At 68.4% G+C, this 14,416-nt stretch carries 13 protein-coding genes and 1 other RNA gene; 6 read left to right on the top strand and 8 right to left on the bottom strand.

All coding sequences use genetic code 11. From position 1 onward, the window contains the following. Positions 1-239: 239 nt before the first annotated feature. Positions 240-452 (bottom strand): helix-turn-helix domain-containing protein, encoded by a 213-nt coding sequence (locus C882_RS18655; RefSeq protein WP_043646451.1) that lies wholly within the window; start codon positions 450-452, stop codon positions 240-242. Between the two features lie 197 nt (positions 453-649). On the opposite strand from C882_RS18655, the gene C882_RS18660 reads away from it, so the two are divergent. After that, positions 650-1,126, top strand: coding sequence for a CoA-binding protein (locus C882_RS18660; RefSeq protein WP_009542224.1), 477 nt, complete (start codon positions 650-652; stop codon positions 1,124-1,126). A 9-nt stretch (positions 1,127-1,135) separates the two neighbouring features. On the opposite strand, the gene C882_RS18665 is transcribed toward C882_RS18660, so the two are convergent. Then, positions 1,136-2,356, bottom strand: coding sequence for an MFS transporter (locus C882_RS18665; protein ID WP_009542225.1), 1,221 nt, complete (start codon positions 2,354-2,356; stop codon positions 1,136-1,138). Between the two features lie 131 nt (positions 2,357-2,487). Here C882_RS18665 and C882_RS18670 point away from each other — a divergent pair, with 131 nt between their 5' ends. Next, a complete protein-coding gene (locus C882_RS18670; protein WP_009542226.1) occupies positions 2,488-4,416 on the top strand; it encodes an ABC-F family ATP-binding cassette domain-containing protein in 1,929 nt (642 codons plus the stop codon). Positions 4,417-4,630: 214 nt separating this feature from the next. On the opposite strand, the gene C882_RS18675 is transcribed toward C882_RS18670, so the two are convergent. The 5 genes from C882_RS18675 to hflK all read right to left on the bottom strand — a co-directional run bounded on the left by C882_RS18675 (position 4,631) and on the right by hflK (position 9,440). Beyond that, positions 4,631-5,113 carry a DNA polymerase III subunit chi gene (locus C882_RS18675; RefSeq protein ID WP_043646454.1) on the bottom strand — a complete coding sequence of 161 codons (483 nt, stop codon included), beginning with the start codon at positions 5,111-5,113 and terminating at the stop codon, positions 4,631-4,633. Between the two features lie 89 nt (positions 5,114-5,202). Beyond that, positions 5,203-6,708 (bottom strand): DegQ family serine endoprotease, encoded by a 1,506-nt coding sequence (locus C882_RS18680; protein ID WP_009542228.1) that lies wholly within the window; start codon positions 6,706-6,708, stop codon positions 5,203-5,205. A gap of 219 nt (positions 6,709-6,927) precedes the next feature. Next, complete coding sequence (locus C882_RS18685; RefSeq protein ID WP_009542229.1) at positions 6,928-7,116, bottom strand: DUF2065 domain-containing protein; 189 nt, start codon at positions 7,114-7,116, stop codon at positions 6,928-6,930. A gap of 114 nt (positions 7,117-7,230) precedes the next feature. Beyond that, positions 7,231-8,163: a protease modulator HflC gene (hflC, locus tag C882_RS18690; protein ID WP_009542230.1), complete on the bottom strand. Its 933-nt coding sequence runs from the start codon at positions 8,161-8,163 to the stop codon at positions 7,231-7,233. Further along, positions 8,160-9,440 carry an FtsH protease activity modulator HflK gene (hflK, locus tag C882_RS18695; protein WP_009542231.1) on the bottom strand — a complete coding sequence of 427 codons (1,281 nt, stop codon included), beginning with the start codon at positions 9,438-9,440 and terminating at the stop codon, positions 8,160-8,162. Before hflK ends, hflC begins: the two co-directional genes overlap by 4 nt. A 236-nt stretch (positions 9,441-9,676) precedes the next feature. Here hflK and C882_RS18700 point away from each other — a divergent pair, with 236 nt between their 5' ends. Next, positions 9,677-10,864 (top strand): Mrp/NBP35 family ATP-binding protein, encoded by a 1,188-nt coding sequence (locus C882_RS18700; RefSeq protein ID WP_009542232.1) that lies wholly within the window; start codon positions 9,677-9,679, stop codon positions 10,862-10,864. Positions 10,865-10,894: 30 nt separating this feature from the next. Here C882_RS18700 and C882_RS18705 read toward each other — a convergent pair whose 3' ends face one another. Further along, on the bottom strand, positions 10,895-11,428 hold the full coding sequence (locus C882_RS18705; RefSeq protein WP_009542233.1) for an arsenate reductase ArsC: 534 nt from the start codon (positions 11,426-11,428) through the stop codon (positions 10,895-10,897). 148 nt (positions 11,429-11,576) lie between these two features. Between C882_RS18705 and ssrA the strand changes: the two genes are divergently transcribed. The 3 genes from ssrA (at position 11,577) to C882_RS18715 (ending at position 14,317) form a co-directional block, all read left to right on the top strand. Beyond that, positions 11,577-11,920, top strand: a transfer-messenger RNA (tmRNA) gene (gene ssrA, locus C882_RS24160). A 107-nt stretch (positions 11,921-12,027) separates the two neighbouring features. Further along, complete coding sequence (locus C882_RS18710; protein WP_009542234.1) at positions 12,028-12,585, top strand: SspB family protein; 558 nt, start codon at positions 12,028-12,030, stop codon at positions 12,583-12,585. 118 nt (positions 12,586-12,703) lie between these two features. Continuing rightward, positions 12,704-14,317 carry a fumarate hydratase gene (locus tag C882_RS18715; RefSeq protein ID WP_009542235.1) on the top strand — a complete coding sequence of 538 codons (1,614 nt, stop codon included), beginning with the start codon at positions 12,704-12,706 and terminating at the stop codon, positions 14,315-14,317. Positions 14,318-14,416 lie beyond the last annotated feature (99 nt).

The following is a 14,416-nucleotide window of genomic DNA, read 5'->3' on the forward strand; positions in this document are numbered from 1 at the left end:
GATCGCATACGGGCACGGGCTCGATGGGATCGCCGGGTTGAAAAATCGGTCCGCCGCCCCAAGTGAAACCTGTGACGAGAAGACTTCCCCTTCTTCGATCAGATCCCGTCCTTGAGCGGCGAACGGCCCCCCTTGCCGTTCGCCGCATTTTTTGTGCGCATGGCTTCCGTGCCGGAACGACGAAAGCCCGGCCAATCCCGGCCGGGCTTTTCCGTCAGGTCATGCGCGCGAAAGCGCGTCTATCTGTGAGCGTCGTGCTCGAGGGATGGCGGGGCCGGAATATTGGCGTGGGCGTCGGCGAAGGCCTCCAGGTCGCGCACGGCAATGCGCCAGTCGCGGCCCACCTTGATGGCGCGCAGCTTGCCGCTGCGAATCCAGTCGCCCACCGTGCGCGGCGTCACCTTCATTCGGTCAGCCACCTCGTGGACGGTCAGCATGGGAGCCCGAAACATGCGTCCTCTCCGAACATGAGGGGGATGGCGTAACGCCAGCCGGCACCGACCGGTGGCGCACTCACCCTTCCAAAAACGCATATAACCACACAAACGCGTCATTCAACAGGTCTCATAAGATCGTCCGGCTGCCGGGCGGCGACGCAAGGCCGGCGGCAGGCGTACCCTGTAGGGACGACGCGACTCGGGAGACCAGCATGACCGCGAACGATGCCGCCCTTTCCGACGATGCCGCCGCGCTGAACGCCGCGTCCACGGACGAGCGCGTCAAGGCCCTGCTGACGGGGTGCCGGCGCATTGCCGTGGTCGGCGCCTCGCCCAAGGCCCACCGGCCGAGCAACGGGGTTCTGCGCTTCCTGGTACGGCACGGCTACGACGTCGTCGCGGTGAACCCCGGCCATGCGGGAGGTACCGTCGCCGACGTGCCGTGCCATGCGAAACTCGCCGATGTGCCGGGCCCGGTGCACATGGTGGACATCTTCCGCCGCTCAGACCGCGCCGGGGCGGTGATCGACGAGGCGATCACGCTGAAGGAGGAAAAGGGCATCGTCGGCATCTGGACCCAATTGGGCGTCGTGGACGACGCGGCCGCCGCCCGCGCCGCCGCCGCCGGACTGGTGGTGGTGCAGAATCGTTGCCCGGCCATCGAACTGCCCCGCCTCGGCCTGGGCTGAGGCCCTTCCCTACTCCGCCGCCTGGACGGGCGCCGGGGCGGGTTCGGGCACCGGCCGGTCCCCCGGCAGGCGGATGCCCATCACGGCGACGAACAGCGCCGCCCCGGCCAACAGCGCATAAAGCCAGAAGAAATCGCCCGTGGTGCCGCGAATCCAGGCCGCCAGTTGCACGCCGAGGCCCGCCACGCCGAAGGCCAGCACGAACTTCAGCCCATAGGCCGTCGCCCGCCAGCGCGCCGGGGTGTACTTGGCCAGCAGGCTGTTCTCAGCCGGCAGGGCGCCGATGTTCAGCGTCACCGCCAGCACGGCCGCCAGCAGCAGCGGCGCGCCGGTCAGCCCCAGGATCATCGCCAGCATGGGGATTTGCAGCAGGTACATGCCGACGTAGACGTATTTCAGCGGGAAGCGATCCGCCAGATGCCCGCAGACCAGCTGCATGAAGCCCGCGACGCCGTAGACGATCATCACCGCCGTGCCGACGCCCAGCGTCCCGCCGTCGCCCAGCAGGCCGCCCAATCCTTCCTCGAACACCTTGGGCAGCGTCGATTGCGTCGACTGGTAAATCAGCCCGCCGCAGACCATGCACAGCGCCAGGATGGTGTAGGCGCGCACCGTGTCGCGGCGATCCGGCTCGGGCTGCGGCGTGGCATCGTGGCGAGTCTCCCGCACCACGCCGCGCATCATGAGGACCACGAAGACCACCCCCAGCGCCAGCACCACCAGCGACGGCACGATGAAGGCCGCCCGCCAGCCGAACCATTCCACCAGCCCGCCGGCCGTCACGCCCGCCACCGCCGGTCCCAGGCCGCCGAAAATGCCGTTGAACCCCAGCGCCTTCCCGCGCGAGGTTGCCGACCGCACCAGCCAGGCGATGCCGACCGGGTGGTAAATGCTGCCGAACAGGCCGAGCGCCGCCAGTGCCAGCATCATCTCGGTGGCCGACCCTGACATGCCTGCCCACAGGCCCGAGGCGCCGAGCCCCAGGAAGAACACCGCCATCATGCCTGTGGCCGACCACCGGTCGCCCAGCCACCCCGCCGCCGGCGCCGCCAGTCCGTAAAGCAGTTTGCCGACGATGATGAGGGTCAGCGCCGCCTCGTAGGAGACATCGAACACCGTCGGCAGCACCAGCGCGACCACATAGAAGATCGGCTCGAACAGGTGGCTGAAGAAGTGCGCGATGCCGGCGATCCAGGCGACGGCCCGCTGTTCGGCGCGTGTGGGCGTCATGGCGGCGAAAGACCTTCCGTGGCGGACAGTCGTTCACCCTACAGCCCCGCCGCGCCCTCCGACAGGGCCATTGCGCCGCCAGCCCCAACAGCCCCGTTCCCGGCGCGCGCGGGCTGTGGTAAGAGCGGCCCATGCTGCACATCAACGACCTCGTCTATCGCATCGGCGGCCGGGTGCTTCTGGATGGCGCCACCGCCCACATCCCGGCGGGCCAGCGCGTCGGCCTCGTCGGCCGCAACGGCACCGGCAAGTCCACGCTGCTGCGCCTGATCCTGAACGAAACCGCGCCCGACGGCGGCGACGTCACCGTGCGCCCGCGCGCCAGCGTCGGCCGGGTGGCGCAGGAAGCTCCGGCCGGCGACGACACCCTGCTGGATTGCGTGCTGGCGGCCGACAAGGAGCGCGCCGCCCTGCTCGCCGACCTGCCACGGGCAGAGGACGAGGCCGACGCCCACCGGTTGGCGGAAATCCACGAGCGACTGAACGCCATCGACGCGCATTCCGCCCCGGCGCGGGCGGCGTCGATCCTGTCGGGCCTGGGCTTTTCGGCGGAGGCGCAGGCGCGGCCCGTGCGCGATTTCTCGGGCGGCTGGCGCATGCGTGTCGCCCTGGCCGCCGCCCTGTTCGCCCGGCCGGACCTGCTGCTGCTCGACGAGCCGACCAACCACCTGGACCTGGAAGCGACCATCTGGCTGGAGAACTACCTGGCCGCCTATCCGGGCACGCTCATCATCGTCAGCCACGACCGCGACCTGCTGAACAAGGTCTGCCAGCGCATTCTGCATCTGGATAAGGGCAAGCTGGTCAGCTACATGGGCGACTACGACGATTTCGCCCGCATGCGCCGCGAGATGATGGAACTGCGCGAGAAGCAGGCGGTCAAGCAGGAGGCCCGCCGCGCCCATCTGCAAAGCTTCGTCGACCGCTTCCGCGCCAAGGCCACCAAGGCCCGCCAGGCGCAAAGCCGCCTGAAAATGCTGGAGAAAATGGAGCCCGTCATCCCCATCGTGGAAGACAAGGGCATCCAGTTCGACTTCCCCCAGCCCGAGGAACTGGCCCCGCCGCTCATCCAGGTGGACGGCGGCACGGCGGGCTATGACGGCAAGCCTGTCCTGCGGCGGCTGAACTTCCGCATCGACATGGACGACCGCATCGCGCTGCTGGGTGCGAACGGCAACGGCAAGTCGACGCTTGCGAAGATCATCACCGGGCGGCTTGCGCTGATGGAGGGCACCCTCAAGGCCTCCACCAAGCTGCGCGTCGGCTACTTCGCCCAGCACCAGACGGAGGAGTTGAACCCCCTCGGCACGCCGCTGCAGCACATGGCGAAGCTGATGCCGGGCGTCAACGACACCAAGGTCCGCGCCCACCTGGGACGCTTCGGCTTCGGCGCGCAACTGGCCGACAACCGGGTGGAGCAACTGTCGGGCGGCGAAAAGGCGCGGCTGCTCATCGCGCTCATGACCCACGACGCGCCGCACGTCCTGGTGCTCGACGAGCCGACCAACCACCTGGACATCGACACCCGCGACGCGCTGATCGAGGCCCTCAACGTGTTCGAGGGCGCCGTCGTGCTCATCTCGCACGACCCGCACCTGGTGGAACTGGTGGCCGACCGCCTGTGGCTGGTCGCCGACGGCGGCGTCAAGCCCTTCGACGGCGACATGCAGGACTACCGCCGCCTGCTGCTCGACCAGGCGCGCGAGGCCCGGCGCGAGGCCAAGGCCGACGCCCGCGCGGCCAACGGCGCCGACGAGGCCCCCGCCCAGTCCGCCGCCAACCGCAAGGAAGACCGCCGCGCCGCCGCCGAGCTGCGCCAGAAGCTGGCACCGCTGAAGAAACAGGCGCAAGCGGCTGAAAAGAAGATGGAAAAGCTGACGGCGCAGAAGGACGCGCTGGAGGCCAAGCTGGCCGACCCCAAGCTCTACGACGGCCCGGCGGACAAGGTCTCGGCCCTCCAGATCGAACTGGGCGAGGTGGTCAAGCAGCTTGAGGAAACGGAAATGGCGTGGCTTGAGGCGTCCGAGGCCTACGAGGAGGCCATGGCGGCGGGAGCCTGAGCGCTGACGCGCTTGGGGCGGCGCCCCAGGCTCCGCTGTTCGTGTGGGCGCGGCGCGCCCACATCCGCTTTAGGCGATGCGGCATACCGGGCAGTTGGGCCCTCGGCTGCGAACGAGGCTATCAAGAAATCCGTCTATCGCGATTCATCACCGAGCGCCCGCGAGTTCGGGAGGCTTGCCTCCCTGGCGGGTGCGGGCACCAGCCCGCGCGGCGTCAGCCGCTCTGGTGCGAGGCGTCCGTGTTCGCGCTGGCCTTCTCCGTCCAGCCCCCGCGCTCGGTCTGCTGCCAGTAGTGCATCTCCCAGCCCTTGTCGCGGCAGGCCTTCCAGCGTTCGCGGGCGGACTGCACGGCGTCGGGGTCACGGCCGTCGAACAGGTCCAGGCAGCGGTCGTACTCGTCCATGCGCGACGAGGTCATGCCGTCGGTGAGCAGCAGTATGGCCGCGCCGTTGGGGCGCGTGTCTTTTTCCGCCAGCCACACGGGCTGTTCAGCGTCAAAGCCGTCGCCGGGAGTGCCGTGGGGCAGCCAGCTGTCGGGCTTCCAGGTCCACAGCACGGCCGACAGGGCCTCCGCCCGCTCGCGCGAGGCCGTCAGCACCACGGCGCGCTGGCCGCTCTCCTGCACCTTGGACAGCAGCGGCGGCAGGGCCTGTTCCAGCGGCCAGCGTTGCAGATGGTAGAAATCGACGCGCTTCATGCCGCGCACTTTAGCCGCCGCCCGCGCAAAGAGAAAGGGGCGGCCCGCACGGACCGCCCCTTCCCGTTCTTCCGCGGACTGCGCCTGCGTCAGCCTTCCTCGCCGATGCGCACGGCCACGAAGCGGCTGCCGGTGTCGCCCTGAACCATGAGCAGGACCGACTTGCGGCCGTTGTCGCGCGCCTGGGCCACCTGCTCGCGGATTTCCGCGGCGGAAGAGACGCGGGTCTGGTTGACCTCGGCGATCACGTCGCCCGGGCGGATGCCCTTCTGCGCGGCGTCACTGTCGGTGGACAGGTCCGACACCACGACGCCCGTCTGCACGTCGTCGGGAATGCCGTAGGTTTCGCGGGCCTCCAGATCCAGCGGCTGCACCGACAGGCCCAGCGCCGGCACCTCGGACCCGGTCTGCTCCGGCGTCGGGCCGTTGCCGTTCGGCTCGCCGGCGAACGCAGCGGCCTCCTCTTCCTGCAGCTCCGCCACCTCGACATCGATGGTCCGGCGTTCACCGTCGCGCCAGACGATGACATCCACCGTCCGCCCGATCTCGGTCTCGGCCACGGCCTTGGGCAGGTTGCGCATCTCGTTGATGGCCTGGTCGTCCCAGCGCAGGATCACGTCGCCGGGCTGGATGCCGGCCGCCGCCGCCGGGCCGTCCGGCTGCACGCTGGCGACCAGGGCGCCCTGCGCGCCCTCCAGGCCCAGGCTGTCGGCGATCTCGTCGGTCACGGTCTGGATGCGCACGCCCAGCCAGCCGCGCTTGACTTCGCCGTACTCGATCAGGTCCTCGACCACGTTGCGGGCCAGGTTCGACGGTGTGGCGAAACCGATGCCGACCGAACCGCCGCCGGCCGGGGAGTAGATGGCGGTGTTCACGCCGACCACGCGGCCGTCCATGTCGAACAGCGGCCCGCCCGAGTTGCCGCGGTTGATGGAGGCGTCGGTCTGGATGAAGTTGTCATAAGGGCCGGCGTTGATGTTGCGCGCCCGCGCCGAGATGATGCCGGCGGTCACCGTGCCGCCCAGGCCGAAGGGGTTGCCGATGGCGATCACCCAGTCGCCGACGCGCGCGGTGTCGCTGTCGCCCCACTGAACCGACGGCAGTTCCTCGTCGTTGTCGACCTTCAGCACCGCCACGTCGGTCTTGGGATCGCGACCGATGACCTCGGCCGTCAGCGCGGTGTCGTCCTGGAGGATGACGGTGACCTCCTCCGCGCCCTCGATCACATGGTTGTTGGTGACGATGTAGCCGTCGTCGCCGTCGATGACGAAGCCCGACCCCAGCGAGGTGGCGCGGCGCGGAACGCTGGGCGCCTGCTGGCGGTCGAAGAACTCGCGGAAGAAGTCCTCGAACGGGCTGCCCGGCGGAAACTGCGGCATCTGCGGCCCGCGCTCGCCGCCCAGGGTGGTGGTGGTGGAGATGTTGACCACCGCCGGCAGCAGGCGTTCCGCCATGTCGGCGAAGCTGGCGGGGGCGCCGTTCTGCGCCTGCGCCGGCTGCTGCGCGGCGGCGCCGAGCATCAGGGCGCCGACGACCACCAGCGCGGACAGCCAGCGGCCGGCGGCCGGGATGGGGGTGCGGATCGATCCTGTCACGGATACCTCTCCATTCAAGGCGGAAGCGGTGAAAGCGGGCCCCGGACGAGAAATGCGCGCGCGGTGCGTGCGGCCCCGGCCGGGAAGAACGCGGAAAAGTCGCGTTTCAATGTAGGACGCGGCGGCTTCTGGTTCCATAGGCACTATGCTTTTGGCCGGATCATCGTTGCTCCCGCGCGTGGCGAAAATCGGGCACCGGCGGAAGCGCCTCCCGGCGCTTCAGCCACGCACCAGCCAGGCCAGCAGCACGCCGACGGCGCAGGCGGCCAGACCGGCCGCGCGCAAGGCCCCGTCGGGCAGGGTCAGCACCTGGGCGATCATGGCCTTCATGCGACCGGGAAACAGGGCATAGACTGCGCCCTCCAAGGCGATGGCGAGGGCGAGCGCGGCAAGCAGGTCTTCGGTCATGGCGGGGCAGGATGTCGTGGAAGAAGGCTTATCGTGCCGGCGCCAGCCGCCGGACAGGAAAAGGGCGCGGCCGCGATGATCGCGGTCCGCGCCCTGTCTGGCAAAGGCGTCGGCCTACTGCGCCGAGGCGCCGGCCCCGCCATCCTGCTGTCCCGCCGAGGACAGCTGCGGGATCTGGCCGTTGGAGGGAGCCTGATCGAAATAGCGGAAGAAATCGCTATCCGGGCTCAGCACCATGGTCGTGCCGCCGTTCCCCAGCGCCTGGCGGTAGGCGTCCATGGAGCGGTAGAAGGCGAAGAACTCGGGGTTCGCGCCATAGGATTCGCCCAGGATGCGGTTACGGTCGCCGTCGCCCTGACCACGCAGGATCTCGCCGGTCTTGCGCGCCTCGGCCAGGATGACCGTGCGGTCGCGGTCGGCCTCGGCCTGGATCTTGGCCTTCAGCTCCTCGCCTTCGGCGCGCAGTTGGGCGGCCTGGGCGATACGGCTGGAGCGCATGCGGTTGAACACCGACTGGCTGGTTTCCTGCGGCAGGTCCGTGCGGCCGATGCGGACGTCGACCACCTTGATGCCGAACTCGTCGGCGCGGCGGCGCACGGCGTCGGTGATCTCCTCCATGACGCGGCCACGGCTTTCGGCCAGCAGGTCGGTCAGGTCGGCCTCACCCAGCTGGTCTCGGACCGCCGAGTTGAGGATGGAGCCGAAGCGGTCGCGCAGGCCCAGTTCGCCGCGAACCGTCTGGTAGAACTTCAGCGGGTCGACGATTTCGTAGCGGGCATAGGTGTCGACGATGATGCGCTTCTGGTCACGCAGAGGCACCTGCTGGCCCGGCGGGTCCAGGTCGAGCACGCGGCTGTCGTAGCGGACCACGTTCTGGATGAACGGGACCTTGAACTTCAGGCCGGGCTCGGTCTCCACCCGCTTGGGGCTGCCGAACTGCAGCACGAGCGCCTGTTCGGTCTGGTGCACGGTGAACAGGGAGGCATTGAGGACGATCGCCACGACCGCCACGGCGATGCCGAGAATGGCAAGGGTGGACTTTTTCATCGGGCGGCCTCCTGCGCGGTGGTGGAGGAGAAGGTGGGCGACGGGGCCGAGCGCTGCGGCGTCTGGCTGCCGCCGGTGCCGCCGGTGTTGTCGCGGCGATCACCGGGCTGGCGCTTCTGCAATTCGGGCAGCGGCAGGTACGGAACCACGCCCGAACCCTGGGCGCCCGCGTCCACAAGGACCTTGTCGCTGTTGGCAAGCACTTCCTGCAGCGCTTCCAGATACAGGCGCTTGGTGGTCACGTCCTGGGCGGTGTTGTAGCTTTCCAGCACCGACGTGAAGCGCTGCGCCTCACCCTCGGCGTCGGCGATGACCTTCTGCTTGTAGGCCTGGGCCTCCTGAATCATGCGCTCCGCCTCACCCTTGGCGCGGGGAACGATGTCGTTGCGGTAGGCCTGGGCCTCGTTCTGCAGGCGCTCCTTGTCCTGGCGGGCGCGCTGCACGTCGTTGAACGCGTCGATGACTTCCTCCGGCGGGTCGGCCTTCAGCAGTTTGACGTCGAGAATGCTGATGCCGGCCTCGTATTCGTCGAGAACGGACTGCAGCAGGTCCTGCGCCCGCGCCTGCACCTCGATACGGCCGTCGGTCATGGCCGATTCAAGGGGCGTCTGGCCGATCACCTCGCGCATGGCCGACTCGGCGGCGGCCTTCACGGTGGTCTCGGGGTCGCGGATGTTGAACAGGAACTTGCCGGCGTCGGCGATGCGCCACTGCACGATGAAGTCCGTGTCGATGATGTTCTGGTCGCCCGTCAGCATCATGCTCTCTTCCGGCACGTCGCGGGCGGAGCCGGCGCGCGGGTCTCCGCTGCCGCGGAAGCCGACGGTGATCTGGTTGGTGATGGTGACCTTCGGCGTTTCCACCGACCCGATGGGCGACGGGAACCAGTAGTTCAGGCCGGGCCCCGTATTCTTGACGTACTCGCCGAACAGAAGCTCCACGCCCTGCTCGTCGGGCTGCACGCGATAAAAGCCGGTCAGGCCCCAGGCGATGAGCACGCCCGCGACCACGAGCACCACGGTCTTCGGACCGATGCCGCCGCCGCCCGCACCGCCGCGGCCGCCGCCCCCACCGGGACCGCCGCCGCCGGGGAATATCCGGCGCATCTTGTCCTGGGCCTTGCGGAGCATCTCTTCCAGGTCGGGCGGCGGGTTTCCGCCACCGCCTCCGCCTCCGCCGCCTCCGCCGGGGCCGCGACCGCCGCCCCAGGGGCCGCCACCGCCGCCGCCGCTGTTACCGCCGCCGCCCCAGGGGCCGCCCTGCTGATTCCAGGCCATTGAACAAATCCCTCTTCGCCAACAGATGACTGGATGATTAATGTGTCTCTCAAGCAGGCTCCGGCCGGAGCACGCCCAGTGACAAATCATCCGAGCCCAAGACCCGCCCCGTGACGCGCGGTCCTCCATTCCTTATAGGGACCTATACTACCGGGCGCAATGAAGGCCCGGGTCGCGAGCGCCGGGCGGACCTTGTCGATGGGTGGAATATCGGGAAGTCTCAGGAGTTTTCAAGGATGGCGGAAATCGATAAGGACACCATTCTCCAGGCACTGAAGAGCGTGCGGTCCGAACAGGCCGGCACGGACCTGGTGTCCACGGGCTGGGTGAAGGACCCCGTGATCAGCGGCGGGCGCGTCACGCTGATGATCGAGGTGCCGGCCGAACTGGGTCCGGACCTGGAGCCCCTGCGGGCCGAGGCCGAGCGTACCATCGCCGAGCTTCCGGGGGTGGAGGCCGTGACCGCCGTGCTCACCGCCTCCAACCCGACGGGTGCCACCGCCGCTCCGCCGCCCAGGCAGCCGCAGGCCGCGCCGCAGCAGCAGGCGCCGCGCCAGGGCGGGCCGCAGGTGGGCGGCCACGGCGGCGGACCGGGCCAGATTTCGCTGCCCAGCATCAAGCACGTCGTCGCCGTGGCCTCGGGCAAGGGCGGCGTCGGCAAGTCGACCACCGCCGCCAACCTGGCGCTCGCCCTCGCCCGTCTGGGGCTGAAGGTCGGCCTGTTCGACGCCGACATCTACGGGCCCAGCGTGCCGCGCATCATGGGCCTGCACGACAAGAAGCCCGGCACCCGCGGCGACCGGATCGTGCCGCTGGAAAACCACGGCGTCACCGTCATGTCCATCGGCTTCATGGTCGAGGAAGAGGCGCCGGTGGTCTGGCGCGGACCCATGGTGGTGGGCGCGCTGGAACAGCTTCTGCGCGACGTCGACTGGCCGGAACTGGACGTGATGATCGTCGACATGCCGCCGGGCACGGGCGACACGCAGCTGACCATGTGCCAGCGGGTGCCGCTGTCGGGCGCGGTGATCGTCTCCACGCCGCAGGACATCGCGCTGCTGGACGCGCGCAAGGGCCTGCACATGTTCCGCAAGGTCGAGGTCCCCGTCCTCGGCATCGTCGAGAACATGAGCTACTACCAGTGCCCCAAGTGCGGCAACCGCGAGGAGGTCTTCGGCCACGGCGGCGCGCGTGAGACGGCGGAAAAGCTGGAGGCGCCGTTCCTGGGCGAAATCCCGCTGGACCTGAAGATCCGCGAAACCACCGACGCCGGCCGCCCCATCGTGGTCGATGATCCCGACGGCGCCCACGCGCAGGCCTACGGCGCCATCGCGCAGACTGTCTGGAAATCGCTCACCGGCGAGGCGGCCGAGATGGGCGAGGCTCCGAAAAAACGGAAGAAGCCGAAGTTCTGGTTCCGCTGAACCGACTCCGTCTCCGGCGGGACCGACGCCTCACGCCGGTCCCGCCGCCAGCGGCATCTCGCTCATCCCCGTGCCGCCGCCGCCGATGTCACGCAGGCGGGCCTTGAGCGCCAGGCGGTCCAACGCCGCCAGCGGCAGGGCCGTCAGCAAAGTGATGCGGCGCTCGAGGTCCATGTAGGTGGCATGGAAGGCCGCCATCTGGTCGGGCAGCGGCGCCTCGGCCGGGTCGGACAGATCCCAGTGGGCCACCACGGGCTCGCCCTGCCAGTGGGGGCAGACCTCGCCGGCCGCCCGGTCGCACAGGGTGAACACCATGTCCAGGCGCGGCGCTTCGGGACCGGCGAATTCCAGCCACGTCTTGGACCGCGCCGTGCGCGGATCGTGGCCGTTCATCTCCAGCGTGCGCGATGCCGCCGGATGCACGTGCCCCACCGGATCGCTGCCGGCGCTGTAGGCGACGAACCGCCCCTGCCCCATCCGGTTGAGAATGGCCTCGGCCAGGATGCTGCGGGCGCTGTTGCCCGAGCACACGAACAGCACTTTGTAGGGTTGCGTGTCCTGCATGTCGTCGTCCCCCGGTATCATGCGGAACCTTGTGCCGGCCCCGTGCGGGCCACTGGCATGATTCCCGCATCTGCTTTCCGGGTAAAATGATATGGCGGTGACAGATCGGCGGACGAACCATTACGGCGCCTGGGCTTTTTCACGGAAACCCCTTTGCAAGACCCGGCAAGGGTTCTATATAGGGCCTGTCGGGTCGCACCCGACTATGACGCTAAACCCTTCATGGAATAAGCGTAGCGGACCCGGGGGCAGTACCCGGCGGCTCCACCAACTTCTCGACGGGGCCGAAACAGGATCGACGCGCGTGGTAAAGATGAAGGTTGCGTCCGGCATGGCTCCACCGTTATCGGGCCATACGCAATAGTTGCCAACGACAACTTTGCTCCGGCTCGCGCCGCCGCGTAACGCGGTGTCGTGACCGAAATTGAAGCCCTGGCGGTTAGCCCCGTCAGGCGGGGTCCGGGAGGCACCTGGCAACAGAAGCCTCCCACTTACCTTCCGCCTCCGGCCCCGCCCGTCCGGCCGGGTCCGTCCGGCGCCCATCCGCCCGTGCCCCCAGAGCACGGCGTCACGGTGAAACAGAACGGGACCCCAAGGCCTTGACCGAGCACGACGACATCCCCGGCTTCAACTACGAGGAAATGGTCGAGGACGCCCTGCGGGGCGTGCTGCGTCGGGCGCTTGAGATCACCGCCGCGGAAGGCCTTCCCGGCGAACACCACTTCTACATCACGTTCTCGACCGAGGCGCCGGGGGTGAACATCCCCGACCGCCTGCGCGCCCAGCATCCCGAGACGATGACCATCGTCCTCCAGCACCAGTATCACGACCTGCTGGTGTCGCAGGACATGTTCAGCGTACGGCTGAGCTTCGGCGGCAAGCTGGAGACGCTGGAGATTCCGTTCTCTGCCGTCACCGCCTTCGCCGATCCGCACGCCAAGTTCGGCCTGCAGTTCCAACTGGGCATCCTGGACGACGAGGACGATTCGGACCTCGGCGACTTCGAAGGCTTCGACGACGAGGACGCCGACGTGCTGCTGCACGACCCCTCCTCCGACGAGCGCCCGGCTGCCGGCCCCGGCGCAGGCGGCGACTCCGGCGACGAGGATAAGGGCGGCGACAACGTCGTGACGCTCGACGCCTTCCGTAAGAAGTGATCTTGCGCTAAACACTCCCCCGCAGAGTTCCCTACCCGCTCGGGCGGGCCGCTGGTATGGTGGCCCCAGCCCGCGTGCGGGCCCGTCCGCCTAATGTCCGACCTGCGAGGCTGGAGCCATGACCATCGACGTCGCTTTCTCCGAGATGTTCCCCCTGGGCGCCGACACCACGCCCTACCGCAAGATCACCAGCGACTATGTGTCCGTGGAGACGCTGGGCGGCCGCGAGGTGCTCGTGGTCGATCCCATGGCGCTGAGCGTGCTGGCGGAGGAAGCCTTCAAGGATGTCAGCCACCTGCTGCGGCCCGGCCACCTGGCCCAGCTGCGCAAGATCATGGACGACCCGGAGGCCAGCCGGAACGACCGCTTCGTGGCGCTGGAGCTGCTCAAGAACGCCAACATCAGCTCGGGCATGGTGCTGCCCATGTGCCAGGACACCGGCACGGCCATCGTCATGGGCAAGAAGGGCCAGGGCGTGTGGACCGGCGCCAACGACGCGCACTACCTGTCGGCCGGCGTCGCCAACGCCTATGCCAAGATGAACCTGCGCTACTCGCAGATGGCGCCGCTGACCATGTACGACGAGGTCAACACCGGAAACAACCTGCCGGCGCAGATCGACCTCTACGCCACCGAAGGCGACGCCTACAAGTTCATGTTCATGGCCAAGGGCGGCGGGTCGGCCAACAAGACCTTCCTGTACCAGCAGACCAAGGCGCTGCTGAACCCCGACAGCCTTCGCAAGTTCCTGGACGAGCAGATCCGCACGCTCGGCACCGCGGCCTGTCCGCCGTACCACCTGGCCATCGTCATCGGCGGCACCTCGGCCGAAACCAACCTGAAGACGGTCAAGCTGGCGTCGGCCAAGTACCTGGACAACCTGCCGACCGAGGGCAGCAAGGCCGGCCACGCCTTCCGTGATCTGGAAGCGGAAGAGATGGTGCTGAAGATGACCCAGGACATGGGCATCGGGGCGCAGTTCGGCGGCAAGTACTTCTGCCACGACGTGCGCGTCATCCGCCTGCCGCGCCACGGCGCGTCGTGCCCCGTCGGCATCGGCGTGTCGTGCTCGGCCGACCGCCAGATTCTCGGCAAGATCACCCGCGACGGCGTGTTCCTGGAGCAGATGGAGACCAACCCGGCCAAGTACATGCCGGAGGTCAAGACCGAGAAGCTGTCGGACGAGGTGGTGAAGATCGACCTCAACCGGCCCATGAAGGAAATCCGCGAAACCCTGTCGCAGTACCCGATCAAGACCCGCGTCAGCCTGACCGGCCCCATGATCGTCGCCCGCGACATCGCCCACGCCAAGCTGAAGGAACGGCTGGACAAGGGCGAAGGGCTGCCGGAGTACTTCAAGGAAATGGCCGTCTACTACGCCGGGCCGGCCAAGACGCCCGAAGGCATGCCGTCGGGCTCCTTCGGCCCCACCACGGCGGGCCGCATGGACGCCTACGTGGACCTGTTCCAGGAGCACGGCGGGTCGATGGTGATGATCGCCAAGGGCAACCGTTCGCGCGCCGTCACCAAGGCCTGCGAGAAGCACGGCGGCTTCTACCTGGGCTCCATTGGCGGCGCGGCGGCGCAGCTGGCGCAGGAAGCCATCAAGAAGGTGGAAGTCCTGGAGTACCCGGAACTGGGCATGGAAGCCATCTGGCGCATCGAGGTCGAGGACTTCCCGGCCTTCATCATCGTCGACGACAAGGGCAACGACTTCTTCACCGCCCTGTAAGGCGGCGGAACAGCCCGGACATGAAGAGAGCGGCCTCGCGGGGGGCCGCTCTTTTTGTTTATTAACCACCAAGACACAAAGACACCAAGAGGATGTGCT

Source organism: Caenispirillum salinarum AK4 (assembly GCF_000315795.1).
GTDB classification, from domain to species: Bacteria; Pseudomonadota; Alphaproteobacteria; order Rhodospirillales; family Rhodospirillaceae; genus Caenispirillum; species Caenispirillum salinarum.